The following is a 26,708-nucleotide window of genomic DNA, read 5'->3' as shown; positions in this document are numbered from 1 at the left end:
TTGCCTATAGCCTTTGTTGGGCGTTCGTTGTTTTCTATTCTTTCAACCATTTCAGCACTCTTGTCTGAATTTTCCCTATGATCACCTTCTTTAAACCCATAAAATTGAATCCTGTCAAAAGGTTCAAGAGAGTCATAAGTCCAATTAAAACCCATAAAAATACTTTCATTCCTCCCTTAATGTTGAAATAATCGGGGAATAAGTTTGCAAACAGGCAAAATGCAACTATTAATGAGGTAAAGCCAAATAAGATCTTCCAAATTAGCCTTGCTACCCTCAGTGATTTCCGTTCTAAGGATGTCTCGATAGTCTTTACCCTTTCCTCTTGCGTCTCAAGTTTTTTCTTTGTCTGCTTATGGGTTTCAATTTCATCAGATAATTTCTTAGCTTCCTTTTCTTTAATGGACTGAATTATACCATCAAGTATCTCTTCTGTCGAACTTGCATCAATTGCATCAGGGTCTCCCATTGTTTTAGTCTCCAAGAGATTTATTGAAACCCTATGAGATCTTAATAGGTAATAATCGTCATTGCTGATTTTGTTGTTAGATTTTAGTTTTTCAATTTCAGCCAAATACTTCTTGATTAACTTATCACTTGGTTGAATTGCCGAATAACATTCGGCCATGAATTTTTTTGAGTTTATTGTTTCAACTCTTTGCGGTGATTGTAACCAAATTACCGTGCCCAGGAAAACATCTGTTAAGCAACTTGGGATTGTAAAACTTGAACCATTCTGAAGCGATTCGAATCGTTTACTTGCAAAAGCTAACGCAGTATTTGAAGTTATGAAAAGAGCCTTACTGTCCTTAATAGACTTTGGATTGTGTCCTTTTCTGAACCTATAAATTCCCGAAAGAACCTTGACATCTCGTTGTATTGTACCTTTTTGTTCGGCAAGGACCGAATCAAAATTGTCGATAATTGAACCGTAGGTTTTAAATATTGTATCTGATAGCTTTTCTTCATCAATTACGAACTCCTTTTCATCATAAGAAGGTACGCGAGTAGAAGTAATTTGATTATCGGATAGTAACCTGTCAAGACCTACCATTGTTTGCTCTAAGTCACTTGCACTTATTCCATTTCTATGGCAATATCTTAAAACTCTTGAAGCTTTTTCAAGGTCGTATATTCCCTTTTCTAACCACCTGTGGCAATCTGATAAAATTGAATCAACTTCCCCACGAGTAGTATCAAGAATAAATACATTGGCTTTTTCTTCTACGAGAATGTTAATTAATTCCTGAACAGATTGCTGTTTGAATTCTCCGTTAAACCCAAGTAGATTCAAGATTATCGGAGTGTCTAAATAAATATTCAGATCTTTTAATTTCCCAGAAAAGGAATTGAATTCTGAATAGAGAATTGCACCGGAGAGAGCATGACCGATGGATACATCCAATAGAAATTGAAAGATCTGAGGATTACTTTCATACGCATGAATGGAAAACTTACTAATGACATATTTTATTTTATTTTTTGGCTTTACGTCAGGGAGCACAGATTTGTCTTTTGCGGCAAATAAGATGTCCAAGTCATGTTCCTTCAAAAAACTTAAGAGCCCTTCTTCAATCTCAGTATTATGGAGGTCAGTCTCAAGTTGGTCTTTGGCATATTTTTGAATTGTATCAGTTAATCGGTTAAATTTTCGTTCAATATCCTTTGAAGCAATTGCTAAATCATGGTCGGGTAAATTTTCTTTTTTAACATAGATTTTACCGTGCTCCCGATAAACCAGTCCCTTGGTTTTGGCTCTATTGAAAATTGTTACCAATGCATTGATGGGAATATGCAGGCCATATCTTTCTTGAAAGTCTTTTTGAAACTGGTTAAAGTCAACCTCACTATATTGGTTCTCTTTTAAGAGGTTGGCTGTTAATGGAATGAAATTGTCAATGTAGTCCGCCTTATTCTTATCCCAATGGGTTTTAATTATTGCAAGACTTAGTATTGTTCTATTCATTTGGTTGTTGTTTCAATGACGCCCAACGCCTGGTGTATAGGTAGTGGCCCCTTTTCATAAAGGTGCTCAGGGCCATTGCCTATAATACCTGTTGGCAACGGTTTTTATTTTAATCTTTGGGCTTTCGCCAAAATTAAGGATAAAAGTGACCGGGACCGTTTCGGATTCCGAACATATCGGGTCCATACTTCAACGTGCCGGCCCAAGGCCATGTTTTTTGTAAATGGCAAGGAACGTGGCCGCAGGGACCGACCCGCACGTTTTTTTTTGCCATAAATGCCGGTAAACTTGACTTTGTCCAAAATTTCACCGTCCTTTACCAAGTAGTCCATAACGTGACAACGTTTTGATAGCGAGCTCTCAACGCTGTAAGCCGGACTACTTGCACAGAACCCTCCAATGTCGGGCCCTGTACGGGCAACAAAAAAACGTATCCCTCCCTTTTCCCGCACACCTCGTTGAAGTGTGTCCCTACGGAATTTGAAATTGTTGCCAACGTCTGTGTATAGGTAGTGGCCCCTATCCATAACCTTGCTCTGGGCCATTGCCTATAATACCTGTTAGCAAAGGTTTTCTCCGGTGCTTGGTCCCCGTCCCCGATTGATTCTTACGGAAAACCATTTATAGTTTCAGGTGCCGGACATAAACGGCCCCGTTTCGTCCCGGGACCGCCCAAGGCCATGTTCTTTGTAATAGCAAGGAACGTGGCCGCAGGGACCGACCCGCACGTTTTTTTTTGCCATAAATGCCGATAAACTTGACTTTGTTCAAAATTTCACCGTCCTTTACCAAGTAGTCCCAACGTGACAACGTTTTGATAGCGAGCTCTCAACGCTGTAAGCCGGACTACTTGCACAGTCCCCTCCAATGTCGGGCCCTGTACGGGCAACAAAAAAACGTATCCCCCGGCCCCTTTTTCCCGCACACCTCGGGACGGAACGTCCTTACGGAACCTGAAATTGTTGCCAACGCCTGGTGTATAGGTAGTGGCCCCTTTTCATAAAGGTGCTCAGGGCCATTGCCTATAATACCTGTTGGCAACGGTTTTTATTTTAATCTTTGGGCTTTCGCCAAAATTAAGGATAAAAGTGACCGGGACCGTTTCGGATTCCGAACATATCGGGTCCATACTTCAACGTGCCGGCCCAAGGCCATGTTTTTTGTAAATGGCAAGGAACGTGGCCGCAGGGACCGACCCGCACGTTTTTTTTTGCCATAAATGCCGGTAAACTTGACTTTGTCCAAAATTTCACCGTCCTTTACCAAGTAGTCCATAACGTGACAACGTTTTGATAGCGAGCTCTCAACGCTGTAAGCCGGACTACTTGCACAGAACCCTCCAATGTCGGGCCCTGTACGGGCAACAAAAAAACGTATCCCTCCCTTTTCCCGCACACCTCGTTGAAGTGTGTCCCTACGGAATTTGAAATTGTTGCCAACAATTGTATATCCGTACCGGTACTTATATTTCTTTTATGTCCACACCACTAATCTAAAGGATTTTTTATGTTCTCGAAAGTATTTGTTGCCACATGGGTGTATATTTCCGTTGTTTTGCTCGAACCGTGGCCGAGCAGTACCTGTATCCGCCTCAGGTCGACCCCCGATTCCAAAAGATGGGTGGCAAAACTGTGGCGCAGCACGTGTGGAGTGACCCTGATACGTATACCGGCCTTTTTAGCTGCATTTTTGACGACCTTCAGGACACTTTCACCGCTATATTTTTGACCCTTTTGTCCTTCGAACAGATAGTGTTTCGGTTGCCATTCACGATAGTACGTTCTCAAATTGAGCAGAGCGGTCTTGGAGAGAAGGGTCTGCCTATCTTTGCCGCCCTTGGAATTCTCGACACGCACCAGCATTCTTTCACTGTCGATATCACCCAGCTTCAGGTTCACGAGTTCGCTTCGGCGCAGGCCCGAACCGTACAAAAGTTCGATGATACAACGGTGCTTTATATTGTTGGTGTGCCCTATTATGGACAAAATCTCTTTTTTTGAGATTACTTTTGGCAATTTCGATTCCTTTCTTGGCCGTTCTATCTCATAAAATCGATTTGGCATCCCCATCACTACCTCATAGTAAAATTTTATTGCATTTATGGCCTGGTTCAGGTAGGAACGGGACACACTTCTTTTTATGAGATGTTGAAGATATTTTCGTACGTCACTTTCATTTATCGCGAGAAGATCCTTGTCACGGTAATGGTTGATGAACATCTCGAAAAAGGAAACATAGGTCTTCACGGTGCTGTCTGAATATCTTTTCAGTTCAAGCTTAAGAAGATATTCCTCGGGGCATTGTCTATGTCCGGGCACCGGTTTTCTTTTTCTGAACCACGCTACGTCGGACCTTTGACTGCCGGCCTTGACGGGCCTGTTGGTCAGAAACCGATTATAATTTATCCAAACATGGCCCTTGAAGGTGTTGAATACAATTCCTAGATTCCCCTTGGTATTGGGTATATAGGCCATATTATGCTTCTTGCTCCATTTAACATTCGGCAACCCTTTTATCAAACTTTGAATAAGACTATCGGGCGAGAACTTGATACCGATCATTTTGCAGTCGTTAATCATCAAGTGATATAGGGTAATGGATTTTAATGTGGTCATGGTCAATATTAGCTAGGTTTATGGAATTTAATGGTATCTTATACGTATAATATACTGTTATGGCCAATTCCAAAATATGCCCCGTATGTGGGTCTTCGGTAGCGGGGCGCTCTGACAAATTGTTCTGTTCGACAAAGTGCAAATCGATAAACCAATACGAGAACCGCCGAGAGAACGAGAAGTTCTTCCTAAGTGTGGATAGACAATTGAAAATAAACCGAAAACTGCTGAAGCGGTATAACAGGTCAGGGTATACGACCATAAGAAAGTCCGAATTGATCGCCCTGGGGTTCAACCCGAATTTTTTCACCCATTATTGGAAGACGAAGAAGGGCGATGTCTATCTTTTCTGTTATGATTACGGGTTTCTTTCCGTACAACGCGACGGCAAGTATAAATATGTCATCGTGCAATGGCAGGAGTATATGAAATAATTGAGGTGGGGGAAGTATTTAGACTTGTACAATGCCCGAAAAGACAGTGCGGCCACGCCCCGTAAAAAGGGACGTGGTCTGTCGAGTGTCGCAATCTTGAAAGGATTACCTTCGGTTTTCCTTTTGGCCTCAAGGTTGCAAATGGCAGACCACGGGCTACCGCCTTTGGTTCTTTGTTCCGTTGCGACCTTTCAAGATTTGGCTCGAGGGCTTTGCAAAAAAAGGACCACGCCCCCGAAAAAGGGACGTGGTCTGTCGAGTGTCGTGATCCTGACAGGATTCGAACCTGTAACCTTCTGATTCGTAGTCAGATGCGCTATCCAGTTGCGCCACAGGACCCTAGTGGCCCCTAGTTTAATGGGGCTGCAAATATATTTCTTTTTACATTTACCGCAAAATAACCGAGCCGTTTAAATGAACTTAAAACAATACATCCGCGAAATCCCTGACTTTCCGTCCAAAGGAATCGTTTTTAAGGATATTACCCCACTTCTGAACAGTCCCATTGCTATGGAGGAGGCTGCAAATGCGCTAATGGAGCTCGTAGGGAACCAAAAGATCGATAAGGTGGTCGGCATGGAGAGTCGCGGATTTTTCTTCGCCTCCCTGTTGGCGCTAAAATTGAAGGCCGGCTTTGTGCCCGTACGCAAACCAGCGAAACTGCCCGCGGACAAAATCAGTATCACTTATGGCCTTGAATATGGCACGGATACTTTGGAAATACATAAAGATGCTATCCAAGCGGGAGACCGGGTTTTGGTTCACGACGATGTGTTGGCTACCGGCGGCACGGCCAAGGCGACCTGTGAACTCGTAGAACGTTTAGGGGGCGAGGTCGTACAATGTAATTTTTTGATGGTGCTGGAATTATTGAACGGTGAGGAGAAGCTCAATGGATACGAAATTCGGACCTTAATGCGCTATCGATAAGGCAATGGATGTGGAGAGATTGGCCCTGCATGGTCTGGTTTGGCGCTTTTGGTTCGTTTCCGTGTCAAAGAGAAGTACAATTGCCTTTAGCCCAACGCGTTCTTTGTTACGTAATACCTCCATCCGATAATGGCCATCTGAAATTTCGATGCTTTTGCTAAATCCAGATTTCTTTTGGAGTAGGAGGGAAGAAGGGTTTTATTGATTTTGGCCAAGAATCGAAAGAAAGCTTTTTTCATCCCATTGAATTTATACAAATATAGCGAACCTAAATGGAGTGCATTGGCACATCGAATTTCATGTCCGCATATTCTCTTCCTCGAACAGACACTGACAAAGAACAAAAATCTTCACCTATATTTGCGGAGGCTTCCACAATCTTTTTAATGCAAAACTTTCTTTATATAGGCCTCGGACTAGTGCTTTTGATTACAGGAGGTAACTGGCTTTTAAAATCTGCGGTAGCGCTTTCGATGCGACTGAGCATTCCTAAAATTGTTATTGGCATGACCGTGGTTTCCCTCGCCACCTCAGCGCCTGAGCTTATTGTGAGCATCAAATCCGCTTTACAGGGTTTTCCGGATTTAGCCTTGGGCAACGTGGTCGGCTCCAACATAGCCAATTTGGGTCTGGTCTTGGGTGTTACCACACTGTTGGGAAGCATCGAGGTGAACCGAAGTTTTTATACGACGGATTGGCCGGTCATGATGCTGGCGTCACTCCTGTTCTTCATATTCATATTTTTCGACGGAACATTGGTGCAATACGAGGGCATCATTATGGTAGTCGCGCTCTTTTTGTTCTTGATCTATCTGCTGCGGTTCCAAAAACCGGCAGTTGTCGATGAGATGCCCGGAGATGATCAATTTCTGCCGTTATGGAAGACGATGCTGCTTCTAGGTGTCGGGGGCACGGCGCTTTGGGGCGGTTCGGAATTGCTTATCGACGGTGCGGTAGGCATGGCGACCGTTTTCGGGGTCAGTGAACGGGTAATCGGGGTAACGGTAGTCTCTATAGGCACCAGCATCCCCGAACTGGCGGCCTCGATTATCGCGGTCCTCAAAAAGGAAAAAGCGATTTCTTTGGGCAACTTGATCGGATCGAACATCTTCAACCTCCTGGCCGTTCTAGGCATCACTTCCATCATAACACCCATTCGCGTGATAGATCAAAGGTTGTTGACCAGCGATATCTTTTGGATGCTCGGTATCTCGTTCTTGATCCTGCCTCTGGTATTTTTTCCGAAAGGCCTCCGGCTCAACTGGCGCGATGGCCTGGTGCTGGTATCCAGCTACGCGGTTTTTGTGTACCTCACCATTGGATGACAATAGAATACCCGAACTTGGCTATTGCTTTGTCCGACCTGCTAGAAATTCCATAAAAAAATCCGCTTCAAATTTTGGAAGCGGATTTTTCTTACATTCTAACGTCTAGCGTCTAACGTCTAAGATCACTTCACCATCTCGTAACTTCGATTGATAAAATTCGTCAGTTCCTCGCCTTTCAGCAAGCCTTTCGAAAGCCGGGCAAGGTCGATGGACTGGTTAATGAGACGCTGGCGTTTTTTGGCGGTCTTGGTGTTCAGGATCTCCCCGACCAGTTCGTGATTGGTATTAACGACCAGATTGTACATTTCGGGCATATTGCCCATCCCCATAATGCCGCCACCCCCGGTCTGTTGCATTTCCTTCATACGGCGCATAAACTCGGGTTCGGTGATAATAAAGGGTGAAGCATCACTGTCCATCGCCTCAAGCTGTACGGTGTAGCCCTTGTTCTCGATGACCTCTTCGAGGTTGGATTTCAACTTTTCTTTTTCCTCGTCGGAGAGTTTACTGATGGCCGTATCTTCTTTTTTGATGAGGTTGTCCACTTGATCGGCGTCGACGCGGGCGAAAGAAACCTTATCTTTCGAGGTTTCCATCTTTTGCATCAGGTGGCCGATAATCGGCGAATCGAGGAGCAACACTTCGTAGCCTTTGGCCTTGGCCGCTTGAATATAACTGTGCTGTGCTTCCTTGTCGGATGCATAGAGAATAACAAGCTTATCGTCCTTATCCGTTTGCTTGTCCTTTACTTTTTCCTGCAACTCTTCGAAGGTGAAATAGTCACCATCTACGGTCGGATAAAGCGCAAATTTTTCCGCCTTGTCGTAAAATTTATCCTCGGAGAGCATCCCGTATTCGATAACGATCTTGATGTCGTTCCACTTCTTCTCGAAATCCTCCCGGTTGTCTTTGAAGAGGGAATTCAATTTGTCCGCCACCTTTCGGGTGATATAGGATGCTATCTTCTTGACCGCCCCATCGGCTTGTAAATAAGACCGAGATACGTTCAATGGGATGTCAGGGGAATCGATGACCCCGCGCAGCATGGTCAGGAATTCGGGAACGATGCCCTCGACATTGTCGGTCACAAAGACCTGGTTCTGATAGAGTTGAATCTTGTCTTTCTGGATGTTGAGGTCATTGGTCAACTTTGGGAAATACAGTATTCCCGTTAAATTGAACGGATAGTCCACGTTCAAATGAATGTGGAACAAAGGCTCCTCGAACTGCATGGGATACAGCTCGCGGTAGAACTCCTTATAGTCCTTTTCCTCCAGTTCGGTGGGCTGTTTGGTCCACGCCGGGTCGGGATTGTTAATAATATTATCGACTTCCTGGGTAGGGGCGGGATCATCTTCCTTAGCGTCTTCCGGTTTGGGAAGCGTTTCCGTTTTGGTGCCGAACTTGATGGGGATCGGCATAAACTTATTGTACTTTTTAAGCAGTTCGCTGATGCGGTTATCCTCCAAGAACTCGGTAGAATCTTCCGCGATATGGAGAATGATTTCCGTACCATGGTCCTCTTTCTTTCCTTCGGTCAAGGTGAAATTAGGCGACCCGTCACAGCTCCAATGTACCGGCTCGGCATCCTTCTTGTAGCTTTTGGTCAATATCTCGACCTTCTCGGCGACCATAAAGGCGGAATAGAATCCGAGGCCGAAATGTCCGATAATCCCCGAGTCCTTTGCACCGTCCTCATACTTGTTCAAAAACTCCTCTGCCCCGGAGAAAGCAATATCGTTGATGTATTTCTTGACCTCTTCCTCGGTCATACCTATACCCTGGTCGATGATATGTAATTTTTTCCCTTCTTTATCGACCTTGACCTCTATGATGGGATGGCCGTAATCCACCTTCGCTTCTCCGATAGCGGCGAGGTGCTTCAGTTTTAGCGTTGCGTCGGTCGCGTTGGAAATCAACTCCCTCAGAAAAATCTCGTGGTCGCTGTATAAAAACTTCTTGATCAGCGGAAAAATATTTTCCACTGAAACGTTAATCTTACCTGTTGCCATAAAATTGTGTTTTATTTATTATAGTACTCTTCCTCTGTCCTGCACTTCGGCAGGACTTTTGTGAATGGTTAAATACCGATGGAAAACGCGTGTTGCAAAAAAACCTGGTTTGCGCGGTATTTTACTCGATTCAATGCAATGGGTCAAAAAAAATACCACACCTGATGATAGTGACAAACTGACATATTGATTTAAGCCCCAGTATCGCTATCATACTGTTTCTCGGACCATACAAAAGGAATTTGAACTAAAATCAGCTTGTAAAATCAATTTTAACATTTATTTGTTTAAAGAATATTATAATTAATTAAACATTTTTATTATATTTGAATCGATTATGGGAAGAATGCTATGAAAAAGATTTTTTTCACATAATCATGTTTTGATTATTTATTGGTTAGGTTGTGAAAACGTGTCCTTTTCAACGGGGGCACGTTTTTGTTGGCAGGCCGAGGAGGTTGAAGATCCGTAAGAATAATAGGGTCTCCTTTCGTTTTGCAGAAAGTCTTTACAATTGCCATGGGCGAGAATCGCATATTAATTGGTAAGCCCTTAACACGAATCGAAGGCGAAAATATCTACTTTTAAATGATGCTGGTTCAACATTGAAAAATCAGATCCAACATACTAAAAAAAACGAGATGGCGAAAACAAGAACCAAGGCGAAAAAGATTACTGAAGATGAGATAATAGCCTTGTATATGGATTATGTGCTCGAGCATGAAACGGTGCCCAAATCCATCTACAAGCTCTGTAAAAAGAACAGCATTGAGGAAGCGGATTTTTATCGGTTCTTCGGCTCGATTGAAGGTATCCAAAAAGAAATCTGGAACAAGTTCTATACGAATACGGAAAGCTTGTTGCTCAAAAACAAAGAGTACGAGGGTTTTACCAATAAGGATAAAATGCTCACATTTTTCTTTACCTTCTTTGAGATGATGACCCTGAATCGGAGCTATGTGCTTTTTGCGCTGCAAGAGAACAACGGAGGGTTAAAAAATATGCGGCAATTAAAAGGTCTTAGAAATCATATCAAGGGTTTTGCCACCGATCTGATCGATGAGGGAAATGCGGAAAAAAACTCGAAAATTACTCAACATAGTCCCACCCTTTTCTCGGAAGGGGCATGGCTGCAGTTCCTTTTCGTGCTCAAATTTTGGATGAAGGACGGTTCGCCCGGCTTTGAAAAAACCGATATGGTTATCGAGAAATCCATTAACACAGTGTTCGACGTGTTCGATAATACGCCCCTTGAGAATGTGATCGATCTTGGAAAGTTTTTGTACAAGGAGACCTTTGCCTGAGAAACGGTAGATGGGGAGAGCACGGAGAGCAAAGATTAGAGCGAAGAAAACCGATATTAGGAAGTGGGGATGCAAATAGATGTACTGAACGCTGACCCATCTTCTCATCCCAGATTACGAACAACGCTAATGATAGTACGACCCTATGAAGACCCTTGACAACATACCGACCGGAAAAATTGAACGCGCCGGCAAACTGGTGAAGACCGGTGCCAAGATCGGTGGTAACTATCTGAAATATTACGGCAAGCGTTTGGTCAACCCCGATTTGAACCGCACCGAACTCGATGAGGACAATGCCGGAGATATCTACGATGGGCTCAAAAGTCTTAAGGGCAGTGCCTTAAAGGTAGCCCAGATGTTGAGCATGGAAAAAAATCTTTTGCCGAGGGCCTATGTGGAAAAATTTTCGCTCTCCCAATTTTCGGTGCCTCCACTTTCCGCTCCCTTGGTGCGCAAGACATTTAAAAAATATCTTGATCAGTACCCCGAAGACCTCTTCGATACTTTCGAAAGCGACTCCATCAACGCCGCGAGTATCGGACAAGTACATAAGGCGACCAAAGACGGGAAAGAGTTGGCCGTGAAGATCCAATATCCCGGGGTCGCCGAAAGTATAAGTAGTGACTTGGCGCTGGTCAAGCCGATAGCCATCAGAATGTTTAACCTTCAAGGGAAAGACTCGGACAAATATTTTAAGGAAATCGAGAATAAGCTTATCGAGGAGACCAATTACATCCTCGAGCTTGAACAGAGCGAAGAGATTACCGAAAAGTGTGGGATTATTCCCAATTTGGAATTTCCGAAATACTATAAGGAACTGTCCAGCGAGCGTATTATTACGATGGATTGGATGTACGGGCAGCATCTCAGTGACTTTGCAAAAACGGACTTTTCCCAAGAACTCGGTAATTCCCTAGGTCAAACTCTTTGGGATTTTTACATGTATCAGATTCACGGGTTGCGAAAAGTGCATGCTGATCCCCACCCCGGCAACTTTTTGGTCAGCGATAATGAAACCTTGATCGCTATCGATTTTGGGTGCATAAAGGTAGTACCTGATAGTTTCTACGTTCCGTATTTTGAACTGGCGAAGAAAGAGAGCATTGAGAACGATGCCATTTTTACCGAAAAAATGTACGAATTGGAGATTCTTACCGAGACCGATACTCCAGAAGAGCTCAAATTCTTTAAAGCGCTTTTCAAGGAAATGCTGACCTTGTTCACCTCGCCGTTCAACGAAGAGCGCTTTGATTTTGGCGCGGATGATTTTTGGAATAGGATTGCCGATTTGAGTGAACGTTACGCCAAGAACAGCCAAATCCGAAAAATGAACGGAAATCGTGGTTCCAAACATTTTTTATATATGAACCGGACTTTTTTCGGACTTTACAACCTATTGCACGACCTAAAAGCCACAGTGGACGTAAATAGTTACCAAAAATTTCTCTCCGAATAGATTCGTTTCTTAATATTGTTCCTGTCAAGAAGGCTGCGATAAAAGTTTGGGCCTGTCTTCATCCTAAATAATCGAAACCATGTACAGTTCAAAATTAACGGGACTTGGATATTTTGTACCCGACAATACTGTGACCAACGACGATTTGGCGCAAATGATGGATACCAATGACGAGTGGATTCAAGAGCGTACCGGAATCAAGGAGCGGCGGCACGTGATTAAAGGGGAAGACACCACGACCAGCATGGGCGTCAAGGCCGCCAAGATTGCAATCGAACGGGCGGGTATCGACAAAGATGACATCGACTTCATTGTCTTCGCTACCTTGAGTCCCGATTACTATTTCCCCGGTCCGGGGGTCCTGGTCCAGCGCGACCTCGGCATCAAGACTGTTGGTGCCCTTGACGTGAGAAATCAATGTTCCGGCTTTATATATGCGCTTTCGGTGGCCGACCAGTACATTAAAAGCGGCATGTACAAGAATATTCTGGTCATAGGCTCCGAACTGCATTCCCACGGTTTGGACATGACGACCCGGGGCAGGGGCGTATCCGTCATTTTTGGTGACGGGGCGGGCGCTGCCGTCGTAAGTCGTGAAGAGGGCAGCTCAAAAGGCATATTATCGACCCATTTGCATTCCGAAGGGCAGCACGCCGAAGAGCTTGCGCTCACGGCTCCGGGCATGGGCGAACGTTGGGTGACCGATATTCTCGAGGACAATGACCCCGATGATGAATCCTACTATCCACATATGAACGGCCAGTTCGTTTTTAAGAATGCGGTCGTACGTTTCAGTGAGGTGATCGTAGAAGGCTTGAAGGCAAACGGACTCTCCAAATCCGATATCGACCTTTTGGTACCGCATCAGGCCAATCTGCGAATTTCCCAGTTTATCCAAAAGAAATTCGAGTTAAAGGATGATCAGGTCTTTAATAACATCATGAAATACGGGAACACGACCGCCGCATCCATCCCCATCGCCCTGACCGAAGCCTGGGAAGCGGACAGGATTAAGGAGGGCGACCTAGTGGTCTTGGCCGCTTTCGGTAGCGGATTTACCTGGGGGAGCGCAGTTATACGTTGGTAAGGACGTGACCGTCTAGCCTTGCCAGCCATTCAGGCTGCCACTTTCAGAATGCTAGTTCTGATTTAGAGATGTATTCCCCATAAACTTTGGCCTGGTAGGGTCGGAAATTAGGGAAACCGTTTTTGGTAAAGTTTCAATACAACTCCAATATGAAAAAAACACTGGTTCTCGGGGCATCCCTAAAATCGAGCCGATTTAGCAATTTGGCGGTCAACCGCTTGTTGGACCACGACATTGAAACCGAGGCTTTCGGACTCAAAAATGGGGAAATCCGCGGCGTAGAAATCAAGACCGATTTTGAGGACTTTGAAAATATCCACACGGTGACCCTTTACGTTGGGCCCAAGCATCAATCCCCGTACGTTGACAACCTCTTACAACTTCGACCCAAGCGGGTCATCTTCAATCCGGGAACGGAAAACCCTGAGCTGTACGAAATTCTGGAAAACGAGAATGTTGAGTACGAAGTAGCCTGCACCTTAGTGCTTTTGGCAACGGGGCAGTACTGAAGCAAAAACTATGGGCGGACCTAAAGGTTCTTCGAACGCCCGACCAACTCTGAGCACCTAAATTCTAACTTAATACAGCCACCAACGACTACAGGCCAACAACTATCTCGGTCGGATTAACAGCAGCCCCAAAATCGTCAGCCCCGCATTAACGGCGATGCTGATAAATCCGAAATCGAAATCGAATTGCGAGGCGCTGAACCAGCTCAGTGCAAAGGTAAGCACGGGAGCGGCGATGCATACGATCGGCACCAGTCTATCCTTAGCCTTGAGCGGCGTGAACATCCCGAAAAGAAAGAGTCCCAATAACGGACCGTAGGTATATCCTGCCACATTAAAGATCAAGGAGATCACGTCGCCCCGGCTATGGGAAAATGCCATGATGATTATAAACACCACTACCGAGAACCCGATGAGCACCCAATTCTTGAATTTCTTCTTTTCGTTTCCGGTTTTTTTCGAGACATCCAAAAAATCATAGGTAAAGGAGGTCGTAAGCGCCGTTAGGGCGGAATCCACACTAGAAAATGACGCGGCGATTATCCCCAATAAAAAACTGATTCCCGTAATCAGTCCCAAGTGGTTCAAGGCGAGTTCGGGAAAGAGGGTGTCCGTATCCAAAAACTGTCCCTCGGCTCCGACCGGGAGGGTTATGCCCTGTCTTTCGGCATAAATGTACATCAGCACGCCAAGCCCGAGAAACAGAAACTGGGTCACGGCAAGGATCATGCTATAGGTCAGGGTGTTTTTTTGCGCGTCCCATTGGTTCTTGCAGGTCAGCGTCTTTTGCATCATGTTTTGGTCCAGCCCCATCATGGCGATGGCGATCAATATCCCCGCGATAAACTGCTTGTAGAAATTGTTGGCCGATTGCGCCTCCCAGTTGAAGACCTGAAAATATTCGTGTTCCGTGACCGCTTGGATCGACCCCGCCAGCGAGAGGTCGAGGGACTGCGTAATGCTGTAAATTGTCACCACCGCCCCGGTAATCAAGAACAGCGTCTGCATGGTGTCCGTCCACACAATGGTCTTAATGCCCGTTTTGTTGGTGTAGAGCCACACGAGCAATAAAATAATGACGACCGTCACGAAAAAGGGGATGCCCACCCGGTCGAAAAAAGCGAACTGCAGTATTTTGGCAGCCAGTAATAACCGAAGCGCTGCCCCGAACGATTGCGAGATCAAAAAGATAAGGGAACCGGTTTTATTCGTGTAGCGGCCAAAACGATCATTGAGGTACGCGTAGATCGAGACCAATCGCAATCGATAGTAGAGAGGCACGAGTACAAACGTAATGAAAAGGTAGCCGACCACGTTTCCCAATACGAACTGAAAGAAAAATAGGAAGTTGTTGCCCACCATGCCCGGCACCGATACGAAGGTCACCCCAGATAGGCCCGCCCCGACCATCCCGAAGGCCACCAAGAACCAGGGCGATTCGCGGTCGCCGGTAAAAAAGGATTCGTCGCTACTGTTGCGCGATGTAAAATACGAGATGATCATCAGAAGGACGAAGTAGGCGGCGATAACGGAAAAAACAAGGTAGATGCTCACAGGTGGGGTGCTTAGTTTGGATGGAGGCTATATGGTCGTTGGCTTAGAATCAGTTGTATTTGCAGAGAACCTTTGCGCTAGTCTTTTCTGGACCGATGGTTTTACGGACAGGGCGCTTCGATTCGGACGTTCTTTTTCCGGACATACTTAAGTAGGATATGGTTTCCGGCGGAAGTTAAGGAAATGTTGGGAAACTAGCTCTAATATTTTCTATGGTCCAAAAGCTGATTGGATGAATTGGGATCAGTGTACCGGATCGAATCTTTATGGAACTGTTTCCAACGAAGGAAGGATGCATAATCAAAAGAAACGCTACTGGTCGATATTAGGGCTGCCAAGATTAAAGATAATATAGAGGGGTAGCAAGTACGCAAAGTTCACGGTATCAAAAGGTTTTGCCGTTTTATGGGTTCTTGGAAGAGGTGTAAAAAACGGGTTCCCAACCCCCAAATAGTAAAGATTCAACGTTCAAAAATACGATATGGCTTTTGTACTATTTTTCTTCTTGATAACTCGCTTTAACGATCATATCGCGCACATTAACTTTAATTTAATATAATTTTCATGGTGACATTTGGTTTTCGGACTACTTTCATAATGTTAAATTATGCTAAGGGTCTCCTAAGAAACTGTTAGCCTGCGTGGAATTTGCGAAGTCTTTGTGGTTCAGGCCATTGAGAAATCTTCCGGCTGGTATAACATATTCGACCATGGCAAAAAAGACGCAAGGCCAGATTGGGGAACGCATTATTTGATCAACGCTAACTTTAACTTCTAACTTAAAATCAAGATCATGAAGAGAACACTGATGAAAAATTTGTTGTGGATCGGGGCATTTTTATGTCTAGGCTTCGCCAAGGCACAGACGGTAAGCGGTACCGTTTCCGATGCAATGGGGCCCTTGCCCGGGGCCAATGTGCTGGTCAAGGGCACCACCAATGGTACACAGACCGATTTTGACGGGAATTACACGTTGGATGATGTAGCCGAAGATGCGACCTTGGTCATTAGCTACATTGGTTACAGTACTATGGAAATACCCATCGAAGGTAGGTCTCGGATTGACGTCACTTTGGAAGAGGATGCCGCAGAATTGGACGAAGTGGTGCTCGTAGGATACGGTAGTACGAAAAAATCCGACCTTACCGGGGCAGTCGGGCAGGTCAGTACCGAAGAGATCCAGGAGCGGCCGGCACAATCGTTAAATCAGGCTATGGCAGGACGGCTTGCCGGGGTGAAGGTCAATACCACCTCCGGCCGACCGGGCGGTAAGACCAACGTACGTATCAGGGGGTTCAGTTCGATCAATTCGTCGAACAACCCTTTATATGTAGTCGATGGAGTGCAACTACCACAAGGTAACCTAGACCAGTACAGTTCCGCCATTGACTTTTTAAATCCGAACGACGTGGTTTCCATCGAAGTGCTGAAAGACGCCTCTTCCACCGCCATCTACGGGGCGCGGGGTGCCAACGGAGTCATTTTGATAACGACCAAAAGAGGACAGGCCGGGGAAGGCAGGATCAGCTATAATGTGGAGTACAACGTCAAGGAATTCGGTCCTAATTTCGCCGAAGTGCTCAATGCCGAAGAATATGCAAGGGTCGAGCAGCTGGCCTGGGAAAATTCCGCCAAATTCGACCCCGAAGGATGGGCCGCGGGAAACTATGCCCAGTATGAACCCCGATTGAAGCGACAAGATCCATTGATTGCCCCGTTGTTCGATAGCGACGGCAATGCCCTTTATGACACCTACTGGCCCGGGGAAACACAGCAACACAGACTGTCGCAGAACCATCAACTTGGATTTTCGGGAGGCAACGAAAGAACTACCTATGCCATTTCGGTTGGAATCAACGATGAACAGGGCCTGCTCAAGAATACCTATCTCAAACGGTATTCCGGTCGTTTTAATATCGATGACCAAATCAAGGACTGGGTGAAGATCGGAGGGTCGCTCAGCTACAACTACCAGACCGAAAACCTGGCGGATACCAACGACCAGGTACCGCGAAGGATGGTCGAGGATTTTCCGTTTTTACCGGTGCGTTATCCCGACGGCCATCCAAGGGCAGGGATTTTTGCCGATAATAGGGATTACCCTTTTGCGGAAGGTACTTACAGCTCCGTCCACCGATTAGATGGGCAACAGTATATTTTGAATACCCAGACCGCCACCGGAAGTGTCTACTCGAATATCAATTTTACGCAAGACCTTCAAATGCGTACGGTGGTAGCTGCCAATATGATTACCCAAGAAAATCCCGAATTCCGTGATGCTACCCTGGCGGGCAACAATCAGGCTTTTGCCTCGATCAGTAGTAACAGGGAAACGTTCTGGTCCATTGAAAATTACGTTACCTATACCAAGGAGATCAACGAGAACAATTCCTTGACCGCCCTATTAGGTATCTCTTGGCAACAATCGAATTCGCTCTATTTTAATGCGGAAGCCAATAATTTCCCTACCGACTATCTTCAATACAATAATTTGGGCGCAGGTTCCGATAATTTAGGAGTTGATTCCAACGCAGAGCGTGAAGCCTTGAATTCGTATTTCGGAAGGCTCAACTACAATCTGTTCGGTAAATACTTGTTCACCTTTACCGGTAGGGCAGACGGTTCCTCAAAATTCGGTGAGAACAACAAGTTTTCCTTTTTTCCATCGGCAGCTTTTGCCTGGAGAATTTCTGAAGAGAACTTCCTAAGGGATAACGAAACGATATCCAATCTAAAGCTCAGAACCAGTTATGGAGTTACCGGTAACTCCGAAATACCTCCCTATTCCTCGCTATCCCTATTGGGCTCCGGCTATCAGACCATTTGGGGCGGAAATCGCGTAGGGGGTACGGGATTGAACCGATTGGCGAATCCCGACTTAAAATGGGAAAAGACTGCACAATACGACGTAGGCCTCGAATTGGGCCTGTTCAACAATCGCCTCAGCGTTGAGACCGATGTCTATTATAGGAAGACGACCGATATGTTATTAGATGCCCCTGTGCCCGAATCCAGTGGGTACGAGACCATCCGACGAAATGTGGGGTCCATGGAAAACAAAGGGCTCGAGGTTTCGTTGAATACGAAGAACATTGTTACGGAAGACCTAATGTGGGACACTTCCTTCAATATTTCGATGAATCGGAACAAAGTGCTCACCTTGGCCACTCCCTCCGATATTTTCGGGGTCGGGGGACCGGGCATTACCAACCCGACCAACGTAATACGTATCGGTGAACCGGTGGGATCGTTCTGGGGCCTGACCCGTTTGGGTACCTGGAATACCGACGAGGCCGAAGAGGCAGCCAGTTTTGTAAGCTATCGTAACGGACTTACGATATTGCCCGGGGATATTAAGTACAAGGATTTTAATAACGACAAGATTATTAACGATGAAGACAGGACAATCATCGGAAACGGATATCCTACCGCTTCGGGTAGTCTGATCAACAATATCACCTACAAGGGTATCGATTTTACCTTGGACCTTCAATATTCCTGGGGCAACGATGTGATGGACATGAACCTACACTCCAGCGAAGACCGACAGGCATTGGCCAACAGTTATAGGACGGTATTGAATGCCTGGACTCCAGATAATCAGGACACTCCCATCGCACAGGTCCGGGATACCCGGGCGGGTTACGTGACCAATGTAGATTCCCATTGGATCAAGGACGGCTCCTTCCTACGGGGCAGAAACCTGATGGTAGGCTATTCTTTCGGTCCACAGCTGCTCGAACGCCTATACCTGAACAAACTCCGTCTATATGCCTCTACCCAAAATTTCTTTTTGTGGACGAGCGAAGAGCTTATTGGAGACCCCGAGGTCATACCCATTCGTGGTGGGCAAGGAAATAATGTGTTCTCCCAAGGAATGAAATGGCACGAATACCCTAGGTCGACCACATTTGTCATCGGACTTCAAGTGGGTATTTAATCATTGGTTAATTCTAAACTATAGACATCATGAAAAATTTCATAAAACAACATATAAATAAGATTCTAGGATTATCGATGCTGTTAATAGGTACGGTAGGGTGTTCTGATTTTTTGGACGAAGAGGATCCGTCCAATTTACAGCCTGAAAGTTTTTACACCACCGCCACGCACGCCCAGGCAGCTATCGCGGCAGTATATGCCGATGCCCGATTTGTGGGTGACGGTGCCGGTATTTTCTCGTCCAATTGGCAACTTTTAATGGCCCCGACGGGAACCACCACAACGGAGACGGCCCAAAATTCGGACCTGAACAACCTGTATTCCCTATCCTATGATGACAATAACCTGCACGTCAGAAATTGGTGGGGCGGTATTTACGAAGTTATCGCCAATGCCAATTTGGTGCTTGAAAATGTACCCGGTATCGACATGGAAGAAGCGGAAAAGAATAGGATATTGGGTGAGGCAAAATTCTTGCGTGCCTGGGCCTATTTCTACGCGGTCAGGCTCTGGGGCGATGTTCCCCTGATTACCCAGCCCCAAAGTGCCACTTCCGAGGACTTTTTCCCTGAAAGGGCACCGCAGCAGGAGGTTTATGCCCAGATCCTTACCGACCTGACCGAAGCGGAAAATGCTGGCCTTCCGTGGACCGATGAGAGCGGCAGGGTATCCGAAGCTGCCGTCAAGACGCTATTGGCCAAAGTGTACCTGACCATGGCCGGAAATCCGCTGAACGAAACGGCAAGGTATGCCGATGCAGCCGCCAAGGCGAAAGAGGTTATCGATAATGCCGGTACCATCCGACTTTTCGAAACCTACGGACAACTGCACGACGAAAGTTTTAACAACATGGGAGAGCATATATTTAGCCTACAGTATAACGATCTTGTGGCCGCGAACCCGATGGGCAATATGTATCCGAACTTTCAGCCTGTCACCTACCGGGGGCCTTCGGGAACCGGAAGTACGATACCCGATATCGATTTCTACAATTCATATGATGATGACGATTTAAGAAAAGAGAATCGGGAAGGCTGGTTCTATACCAGTTATTACGAAGACGGTAGCGGCGAACTCTTTGATTTGGGCAAACCGTATATTTTCAAATATTTTAATCGTGCCGCCAACGGAACCCAAGGCGTTCCCGGTACGGCCAAGGATAACCTGAACCTGATGATTTTCCGATATGCCGAGGTGCTCTTGATCTATGCGGAGGCCTCCAACGAAGTCGGCGGGCCGACCCAAGAAGCCTGGGAGGCCTTGAAGGCGATCCGTGACCGAGCCACCCTCGATACCCCGGCTTTGGGTACCTTCGACCAACAATCTTTCCGTGAGGCCGTGTGGACCGAAAGATGGCACGAGCTCGCTTTTGAGATGAAGGTGTGGTTCGACATGGTACGGTTAAGACAAGTGTACAATGTCACCACTGGTGGCTTTGATAATTTTGTCGGACACGTGAACTTGAATTCCGATCAGGCGTTACAAGAAAAACATCTGTTGTTTCCGTTGCCCGAACAGGAGATTATAAATAGTCCGAATCTGACCCAGAACCCCGGATATTGAGAAAGAGTTTATGTTTTGAGTTAGTTTATGTTTTGAGTTAGTTTTTTTTTGAGTTGGTTGAAAAGCGGGGCATTGCTCCGCTTTTTTCATGCGATTAATCATCGGTTTACAAAATAAATATCTCGGTTGTTCCGTTAAAATACTTCCAAACCTAAACTGAACCAGATTATGGGTAAACCAAAGTATGTATTGCTGGCGTCGATGGCGTTGGCGCTCGGCACAAGTTGTGAAAAATCGTCATCCGACGAATTCGAGGAGGTCAACGGCAAAACCGTGGAAAAGCGTTTATCTTCCATTGCCTTTGCGTCGGCACAGGACCCGGAAGAAAACGAAAAAGTGGAATTTTTCTACGATGTCGATAAAAAACTGACCCGTGTTTCCGACGGTACGGGTACCAGCGAGTTCGTCTATGATGACAAAGGTCTGACCGACGTTACCGGCGATAGTGAAAACGATAATTTCAATATAGAAGAGCTGTACAAGTCCCCCTACGATGCCTTTGAGACCGGCGATGTGACCGCCTATGACGCAAATGGCAACCCCAGTGAAATCATCTTTTTTGAAAAGGAATATGATTATGGTACAGACAACCCAATTAAAAAACAATATACGGCCGAACTGGCATATGAAGCCACCCCCAACGTTTATTTTCACACCCTGAAGTCCGCAGGTCTGATCGAGATTCTCGATAAAGTAAAACTGAACTTTAACATGCAACCGCAGGCCAAGGAAATGCTGAAGGCAAAGGCCCTTTTACCGAACAATAACCTATCCAAGATTACTTATAAAAACGAGGAAGGGGAGGTCGAGCATGAAATCGATACCATTTATACCTATGACGCGGATGACTATCCGATTCAGGTCACCGTAAAATCGATGTCGAGCGGAGTAACAAAGGTATTCAAAATCGACTATACCTACTTGTAATCAAGAACGATGCATTCTTATTTAAGGATGTAGTATAGATGTTATAAACCCCGGGGCAAAGTTTCGGGGTTTTACAGGATAATCGAGATTTGAAGGCTCCGAGGCTTGCCTCGGAATGCTAATATTCTTTCCTTATGAATGCCTCCTGAGCTTGCCCCGACGTAGTTGACTTTTGTTGCGTTTTATGAAAATAGGGTTGAGGTAGGCAGATTGCCATCTACAGCTTTGTTCGTTGACACCAAAGAACGTCTGGTAGTGTACTTCGTTTGCTTGCCAGAATGAATCTTTCGGCTGGCCGGCACGACTGTGTCGTTCAGCTGTGCGCTCGGTACGGGCCAAGGGTAGAGACCGGATTCAACGGACGAAAAATCTTCAACTGCCACTACGGCGGTTATGTAAGCATCGGATGGGCCCATGACGAATCGCAGGTAAAAGAGGAACTCGAGACGAGTTCTTTAAAACCGTTTTATGAACCGCTTCGGTAATCACAGTAAAATTGTAAATTTGTGGGATGGAATTTTCTTCTAAACTCCTTGAGAACGCTGTTTATGAAATGTCGCAGCTGCCCGGAATCGGCAAGCGGACGGCATTGCGTTTGGTATTGCACCTATTAAAGCAGCCGGAAGACCGCACGACAAAATTGGCCCGTGCCCTGGACGCTGTCAGAAAGGATATCAAGTTCTGCTCCCAATGTCATAATATTTCCGATGCGGAGATTTGCGAAATTTGTGCAAGCCCCAAAAGAGATAGAAGTCTCATCTGTGTCGTAGAGGACATCCGCGATGTGATGGCCATTGAAAACACAAGTCAATACAAAGGCTTGTACCATGTTTTGGGAGGAAAGATCTCGCCTATGGAAGGGATAGGCCCCCACGACCTGAATATTGCCTCCCTGATCAAGAAGGCCCGGCAGGGCGAAACCAAAGAGTTTATTTTTGCCTTGAGTTCTACGATGGAAGGTGATACGACCAATTTCTATATCTTTAAGCAATTGGACGGGCTCGATGTCAACATCTCGACTATCGCCAGGGGCATAGCCGTAAACGACGAGCTGGAATACGCCGACGAGGTGACCCTTGGACGGAGCATCCTGAACCGGGTTCCCTTTGAGAGATCGCTAAAGGCCAACTGATAAGCAAAATTGAGGTGGAATGGATAGGGTACGAGCGAATGCATTTCGAAAGCGGAATACTGGGAATGGACTGGTCGTAAAGTAGCTTTATCCAACAGTTTAAACAACGCCATTAATTTAAAATAGCATCTAACGATATGTCAAAATTCGAACTGAAATTACCGCGAATGGGGGAGAGTGTTGCCGAAGCGACCTTGACCACCTGGTTGAAGGATGTAGGCGATACCGTTGAGCTCGATGAACCGGTCTTCGAGATTGCGACGGACAAGGTGGATAGTGAAGTCCCCAGCGAAGTCGAAGGCGTACTGATAGAAAAACATTTTGAAGTGGATGATGTCGTCAAGGTAGGTCAGACCGTTGCCGTAATCGAAATCGAAGGCGGGGCTTCTGATAGCCCTGGAAGCCAAGGTAAGGCATTCTCAGGATCGGATGCTGAAGACCAAACTGCGGACAAGGAAAAATCGGGGGAGCAAGCGGCCGCAGAGGTTGAGGAATCGGTCAAAATGGCCAAGGAAACGGCCAGTGCCCCGAAGCATCGTCCTGATACACCGCAGCAGGACTCGGAGCGCTTCTATTCCCCCTTGGTCAAGAATATTGCCAAACAGGAAGGGATTTCCTTGGCCGAATTGGATGGAATAACCGGTTCGGGCCTGGAAGGCCGGGTCACCAAGAACGATATTTTACAATATGTGGAGGAGCGAACCGATGCCCCCGCCGAAGCAGGTTCCCGACCAAAAGTGGGGGCCGCACCGGCCACGGAGGCTGCGGGCAAGCAAGCTGCCACGGAACGGGACCGAACCGGACAAGGTTCCGAAAAAGGGGTGTCGACGCCAGAGAGAGATGCCCGGGCGACAGAAAAACCGGCCGCGTCGACCGTATCTTCTTCCGATGGGCACGAGATAATCGAGATGACCCGTATGGGCAAGATGATTGCCAAACATATGGTCGACAGCGTTTCGACCTCGGCCCACGTTCAGAGCTTTATCGAGGTCGATGTGACCCCTATCGTCAATTGGCGCAACAAGGTAAAAGCGGATTTTGAGAAGCGGGAAGGCGAAAAACTGACGTTTACCCCTATTTTTTTAGAAGCCGTCGCCAAGGCCCTCAAGAAGTATCCGATGATGAATATTTCGGTGGAAGGCGATACCGTGGTCAAGAAAAAAAGCATCAATATCGGGATGGCCGCTGCACTTCCTGACGGCAACCTGATCGTGCCGGTCATCAAGAACGCCGATCAGCTCAATCTGGTCGGGATGGCCAAGGTGGTCAATGATCTGGCTACCCGCGCCAGGGAAAACGGTCTAAAGCCCGATGAAGTGCAGGGCGGTACCTATACAGTGACCAACGTAGGTACCTTTGGCAGCGTATTCGGAACCCCGATCATCAACCAGCCCCAAGTAGGCATCTTGGCCCTCGGTGCCATTCGGAAACTGCCGGCGGTTATCGAAACCGAGGCGGGGGACTTTATCGGGATCCGCAGTAAGATGTTCTTGTCGCACAGCTACGACCACCGGGTCGTAAATGGTGCCCTGGGCAGTATGTTCGTTAAGGCCGTTGCCGATTACTTGGAGGCCTGGGACACAAACCGGGAGGTGTGAACGTCATCGGGTGAAAAGAGCTCAGACCCTTTAGAGTCCGATTGCATCCAAAAAAGAGTATAGGTAGTATGGTTCTCCATCTGTGGGTTTTCAGAAACCAAAATAGTCTCTTAACATCTTGATAACACTTTTTTTTTATTTTTGCGCCTATCTTTAATGCTTTCCAAACCAAAAAATGCCAAGACAAGTCGCAATACGTTCCCTTACGCATAAAGGGTACCTTTTCTATTTTTTTCTATTACTGCTTCCAATATCCGCTTTTGCACAAGAAGATGAGAGCGATGAGAAGGCACCCATGCGATTATATATCGATTGTAATTGCGATAAGAACTATCTACGGCAAGAAATTCAATATGTAGGCCATGTTCGCGACCAGTCGCAGGCGAACATTAAACTCTTCATTTACGACATTGCCAACGCCAGCGGTGGCCGAAAATATAATTTGGAGTTCGAGGGCAAGGGAGATTATGAGGATATTTTCGGAACCTTGTCCTACGATACTACTGCGAGCATGACGAGTGACGAGGTCAGAAAGGGCCTGCTTGAAAAAGTGCAGTCGGGGCTCTTGAAGTATGTGCTCGAATCGGGACTGGCAGATCAGGTGACCTATACCGTAAATAGCGATGGTACGGGAGAAGTTCAGGAAGTGGATTTTACGGACCCGTGGAACAATTGGATCTTTGAGGTCTATGCTTCCGCGGAACTCGATAAGGAATCCAGTCGAAGGGAATTTGAATATCGCGCCGGTTTCGAGAGCGACCATGTAACCGAGAAATGGCGGATACGCAGCAATTTTCGCTTGTATCAGTCCAACAGCGAATATGAAAGAAACGACGAAACTTTTACCAGCGAGCGTTACCAATTCCTGGGCAACGGCTCGGTGGTACGAAGTCTTTCCGATCAATGGTCAACCGGGCTTTTTGCAGGGGCGCGCCACGACACCTTTACCAACCTCGATTTCCGCTATTACTTCGAACCCGCCATTGAATTCAATATTTTTCCCTATCGCGAGGTGCTCCGCCGGGAAATTACCTTCGCCTATAAAATTGGATATCTACATAACGATTATATCGAACCGACCATTTACGGAAAGCTCGAGGAAAACGTGTTCAGGCATTCCCTCGACATGCAGGTGCGCTATCGCCAGCCTTGGGGCAGCGTCTATACGCGACTCTTGGGCTCTGCCTTTCTCGATGATTTCGAAAAGAATAGAATCCAGCTGAACAGTAGCCTGTCCATCCGTGTGTTCAAGGGGCTGTCCGTTCGGTTTTCCGGCCGGTTCGAGATTATTCGGGACCAGATCAACCTACCCGGGGGCGATGCCTCTATCGAAGACGTGCTGCTACAGCAGAAGCAGATCGCCACCGATTTTGAGCTGCGCTTCAGTGTCGGTCTGAGCTATACTTTCGGCTCTGCCTTCAATAATGTTATCAATACCCGGTTGTAGGGAGGCGGAAGCCGGCCCTTCGACCTAATTCGGGAATAAAATTTGACATTGGTTTTTCAGAACCTTCCCAACCCCTATCTTTGTCCGAAACAACAGTGATGGATTTAAAACTTACACGGCCGATATGCTTCTTCGACCTGGAAACCACGGGAACCAACATCGCCAAAGACCGAATCGTTGAGATCGCCATCCTGAAGGTGCATCCCAACGGTACCTCAGAAAGCAAAACATGGTTGGTAAATCCGGGGATGAAAATTCCCGATGAGGTGATTGCCATCCATGGGATATCCAACGAAAAAGTAGCGAACGAACCTACTTTTAAGGAACTGTCCAAGGAAATATACGCTATGATCAAGGACAGCGATTTAGGCGGTTACAACTCCGATCGCTTCGATATTCCTTTATTGGTAGAGGAAATGCTACGGGCCGATATCGATTTCGATATGAAGAACACGGTGGCTATCGACGTCCAGACCATTTTTCATAAAATGGAAAAACGCACTCTCGGCGCGGCCTATAAATTTTACTGCGGGAAGGAGTTGATCGATGCCCATAGTGCCGAGGCCGATACGCTGGCGACCTACGAGGTGCTGAAATGCCAATTAGATCGCTATCCCGAACTGGAAAACAACGTTAAAAAACTGGCCGAATTCTCTACGCACCGCCGGTTTGCGGACTTCGCCGGATTTTTGGGATATGACGAAGATGGTATCGAGATTTTTTCTTTCGGAAAACACAAGGGCAAAAAGGTGCTCGACGTATTGGAAAAGGAACCCGGATATTTCGGATGGATACTCAACGCCGATTTTCCATTATACACCAAAAAAGTGCTGACCCAGGTCAAACTGCAAAGCAAGTTTCCGACTTGAAAGACCAAAAACCAACGAGGGTGTCGAGATTG

General features: G+C 46.3%; 19 protein-coding genes and 1 tRNA gene. 14 read left to right on the top strand and 6 right to left on the bottom strand.

What is annotated here, in order from left to right; all coding sequences use genetic code 11:
* Positions 1 to 34: 34 nt before the first annotated feature.
* Entirely contained in the window at positions 35 to 1,966 is a 1,932-nt protein-coding gene (locus RQM65_RS03090) for a hypothetical protein (RefSeq protein WP_314012674.1), read from the bottom strand.
* A gap of 1,487 nt (positions 1,967 to 3,453) precedes the next feature.
* Positions 3,454 to 4,581 (bottom strand): site-specific tyrosine recombinase/integron integrase, encoded by a 1,128-nt coding sequence (xerA, locus tag RQM65_RS03085; RefSeq protein ID WP_314012673.1) that lies wholly within the window; start codon positions 4,579 to 4,581, stop codon positions 3,454 to 3,456.
* A gap of 59 nt (positions 4,582 to 4,640) precedes the next feature.
* Between xerA and RQM65_RS03080 the strand changes: the two genes are divergently transcribed.
* Positions 4,641 to 5,015, top strand: a complete 375-nt coding sequence (locus tag RQM65_RS03080) for a hypothetical protein (RefSeq protein WP_314012672.1) — start codon at positions 4,641 to 4,643, stop codon at positions 5,013 to 5,015.
* Positions 5,016 to 5,280: 265 nt separating this feature from the next.
* Here RQM65_RS03080 and RQM65_RS03075 read toward each other — a convergent pair.
* A tRNA-Arg gene (locus RQM65_RS03075) sits at positions 5,281 to 5,354 on the bottom strand.
* A gap of 75 nt (positions 5,355 to 5,429) precedes the next feature.
* Between RQM65_RS03075 and RQM65_RS03070 the strand changes: the two genes are divergently transcribed.
* Positions 5,430 to 5,945, top strand: a complete 516-nt coding sequence (locus tag RQM65_RS03070) for an adenine phosphoribosyltransferase (protein ID WP_314012671.1) — start codon at positions 5,430 to 5,432, stop codon at positions 5,943 to 5,945.
* Between the two features lie 86 nt (positions 5,946 to 6,031).
* On the opposite strand, the gene RQM65_RS03065 is transcribed toward RQM65_RS03070, so the two are convergent.
* A complete protein-coding gene (locus tag RQM65_RS03065) occupies positions 6,032 to 6,184 on the bottom strand; it encodes an SsrA-binding protein (protein ID WP_314012670.1) in 153 nt (50 codons plus the stop codon).
* Between the two features lie 147 nt (positions 6,185 to 6,331).
* Here RQM65_RS03065 and RQM65_RS03060 point away from each other — a divergent pair, with 147 nt between their 5' ends.
* A complete protein-coding gene (locus RQM65_RS03060) occupies positions 6,332 to 7,270 on the top strand; it encodes a calcium/sodium antiporter (RefSeq protein WP_314012668.1) in 939 nt (312 codons plus the stop codon).
* Positions 7,271 to 7,395: 125 nt separating this feature from the next.
* On the opposite strand, the gene htpG is transcribed toward RQM65_RS03060, so the two are convergent.
* Positions 7,396 to 9,285: a molecular chaperone HtpG gene (gene htpG / locus RQM65_RS03055; protein ID WP_314012666.1), complete on the bottom strand. Its 1,890-nt coding sequence runs from the start codon at positions 9,283 to 9,285 to the stop codon at positions 7,396 to 7,398.
* A gap of 641 nt (positions 9,286 to 9,926) precedes the next feature.
* Here htpG and RQM65_RS03050 point away from each other — a divergent pair.
* The 4 genes from RQM65_RS03050 (at position 9,927) to RQM65_RS03035 (ending at position 13,644) form a co-directional block, all read left to right on the top strand.
* The gene (locus RQM65_RS03050) at positions 9,927 to 10,589 is read left to right on the top strand and encodes a TetR family transcriptional regulator C-terminal domain-containing protein (protein ID WP_314012664.1); all 663 of its coding nucleotides are present in this window, start codon (positions 9,927 to 9,929) and stop codon (positions 10,587 to 10,589) included.
* Positions 10,590 to 10,734: 145 nt separating this feature from the next.
* Positions 10,735 to 12,048 carry an ABC1 kinase family protein gene (locus tag RQM65_RS03045; protein WP_314012662.1) on the top strand — a complete coding sequence of 438 codons (1,314 nt, stop codon included), beginning with the start codon at positions 10,735 to 10,737 and terminating at the stop codon, positions 12,046 to 12,048.
* 79 nt (positions 12,049 to 12,127) lie between these two features.
* Positions 12,128 to 13,135, top strand: a complete 1,008-nt coding sequence (locus RQM65_RS03040) for a 3-oxoacyl-ACP synthase III family protein (RefSeq protein ID WP_314012660.1) — start codon at positions 12,128 to 12,130, stop codon at positions 13,133 to 13,135.
* Positions 13,136 to 13,284: 149 nt separating this feature from the next.
* Complete coding sequence (locus RQM65_RS03035) at positions 13,285 to 13,644, top strand: CoA-binding protein (RefSeq protein ID WP_314012659.1); 360 nt, start codon at positions 13,285 to 13,287, stop codon at positions 13,642 to 13,644.
* Positions 13,645 to 13,746: 102 nt separating this feature from the next.
* Here the strand turns inward: RQM65_RS03035 and RQM65_RS03030 are convergent, their stop codons facing one another.
* Positions 13,747 to 15,198: a sodium:solute symporter gene (locus tag RQM65_RS03030; RefSeq protein WP_314012658.1), complete on the bottom strand. Its 1,452-nt coding sequence runs from the start codon at positions 15,196 to 15,198 to the stop codon at positions 13,747 to 13,749.
* Positions 15,199 to 15,991: 793 nt separating this feature from the next.
* Here RQM65_RS03030 and RQM65_RS03025 point away from each other — a divergent pair.
* From RQM65_RS03025 to RQM65_RS02995, 7 genes are all read left to right on the top strand, one after another.
* Positions 15,992 to 19,138 carry a SusC/RagA family TonB-linked outer membrane protein gene (locus RQM65_RS03025; protein ID WP_314012656.1) on the top strand — a complete coding sequence of 1,049 codons (3,147 nt, stop codon included), beginning with the start codon at positions 15,992 to 15,994 and terminating at the stop codon, positions 19,136 to 19,138.
* 29 nt (positions 19,139 to 19,167) lie between these two features.
* On the top strand, positions 19,168 to 20,703 hold the full coding sequence (locus RQM65_RS03020; RefSeq protein ID WP_314012655.1) for a RagB/SusD family nutrient uptake outer membrane protein: 1,536 nt from the start codon (positions 19,168 to 19,170) through the stop codon (positions 20,701 to 20,703).
* Positions 20,704 to 20,871: 168 nt separating this feature from the next.
* A complete protein-coding gene (locus RQM65_RS03015) occupies positions 20,872 to 21,630 on the top strand; it encodes a hypothetical protein (protein WP_314012653.1) in 759 nt (252 codons plus the stop codon).
* Between the two features lie 511 nt (positions 21,631 to 22,141).
* Positions 22,142 to 22,762, top strand: coding sequence for a recombination mediator RecR (recR, locus tag RQM65_RS03010; RefSeq protein WP_314012651.1), 621 nt, complete (start codon positions 22,142 to 22,144; stop codon positions 22,760 to 22,762).
* Between the two features lie 137 nt (positions 22,763 to 22,899).
* Positions 22,900 to 24,360, top strand: coding sequence for a dihydrolipoamide acetyltransferase family protein (locus RQM65_RS03005; RefSeq protein WP_314012649.1), 1,461 nt, complete (start codon positions 22,900 to 22,902; stop codon positions 24,358 to 24,360).
* A gap of 175 nt (positions 24,361 to 24,535) precedes the next feature.
* The gene (locus RQM65_RS03000; protein WP_314012647.1) at positions 24,536 to 25,807 is read left to right on the top strand and encodes a hypothetical protein; all 1,272 of its coding nucleotides are present in this window, start codon (positions 24,536 to 24,538) and stop codon (positions 25,805 to 25,807) included.
* A 98-nt stretch (positions 25,808 to 25,905) separates the two neighbouring features.
* A complete protein-coding gene (locus RQM65_RS02995) occupies positions 25,906 to 26,676 on the top strand; it encodes a 3'-5' exonuclease (RefSeq protein ID WP_314012645.1) in 771 nt (256 codons plus the stop codon).
* Positions 26,677 to 26,708: the final 32 nt, after the last annotated feature.

The sequence above is a fragment of the Pricia mediterranea genome (assembly GCF_032248455.1).
Lineage (GTDB): Bacteria > Bacteroidota > Bacteroidia > Flavobacteriales > Flavobacteriaceae > Pricia > Pricia mediterranea.
Note: the sequence above shows the minus strand (reverse complement) of the source record. Positions and strands in the feature narration are given on the sequence as shown.